The 1,121-nt window shown below is 53.2% G+C and carries 1 protein-coding gene and 1 pseudogene; both read right to left on the bottom strand.

Features of this window, described 5'->3' with window-relative positions; genetic code table 11:
• A partial coding sequence (locus R7Z50_RS24615; protein ID WP_318149366.1) for a lambda-exonuclease family protein occupies positions 1-669 on the bottom strand: 669 nt, incomplete at its 3' end.
• A gap of 62 nt (positions 670-731) precedes the next feature.
• Positions 732-1,121 (bottom strand): annotated as a pseudogene (locus tag R7Z50_RS24610) (phage recombination protein Bet); the annotation flags it as partial.

The following is a 1,121-nucleotide window of genomic DNA, read 5'->3' as shown; positions in this document are numbered from 1 at the left end:
ATCATAGAGGCGGTATTCCTCAGCAGCAGCAATCCAACGGTTGACCTCTTCACCTTGCGGTATGTACAGGTCTCTCTCTGGATCTTTGTCGGGCTCCTTCTTGTCTACTACCTGTTGCCAGAACTTTTTAGCCTCGGCCAAGATTTCTTGAATCATGGCTTCGTCTCGGAGTATTGGAAACTCCTGAATCTGACCTTCAAAGTAGAAGACTAACCAGCCTTGCTTGGCCCCCGTTACCAGGAGCTGGTGTTGCACCTGCGGGTAATAAAGCTGGTATGCCTTGCTGTTTGCTTTCTCAGCACAAACATCTTCCCAGACAGTCGCACTCGGGCTTTTCAGCTCGACGGGCTCCCCGTTATCTCTCAGGCCATCCAGGGAGGCCCTCATGAGCGGGTATTGAACCGATTCGACACAGGCGGGGAGCAGCATGTCATCATACTTCTCCTCGAAAGCGCGTCTTGCAGCATCTTCGTTTTCTATCCCCCGGCGAACCAGCGGATTAAGACTCAGATCGACTTCACGCGCATACCCAGTCTTCTCGGCCCACAGTCTCCATCGTGTTTTGTACGGAGACCGATTGAGCAGGATAGCGGCGTCAGTGGCTGTTACACCTTGACGCCGCCAATCAAGCCAATCTTCCTCTCGTTGCGATAGGTTGACTATTTTCATGGACCTCTCTCCAATGGTTAGGAGGGAGATCTCCCCCAGCGGGGGAGTCCCCCCCGTTGGGGTTAGTAGTAACTGCCTTCCGCGCCCTCCTCTTCTGTAACAGGGATCATGTCCTCGTCACTCAAAGGCGGCATTTCTTCGGCACCAGGTTCAGCATTTGCAGAACCACCAGCGGCGGACTCTTGCTCGTGCGCTTCCTGGTAGTCAGGTTTCGGAGGCTCCATTTGATCCATCTCCTTGTCACGAAGGAATTGAGTCGCATATTGCAGTTCCGAACCTTCATACCGTCCCTTCACATACTCATGCGCCGCAGACCATGCGTTTTCAGCAATGGCGCGATTTGCGAGTTTGGTTAGGATCGGGTCAAGCTCTTTGTGCTCAATAGCCAAAGGCTCTTGGCTGTGAACTTGAGATGGTGAAGGGAGATTGGCAATAGCCGGGTTAATGGCCGA

It is taken from the genome of Vibrio sp. 1249-1 (assembly GCF_033340495.1).
This window is presented reverse-complemented; position numbering and strand designations above follow the sequence as displayed.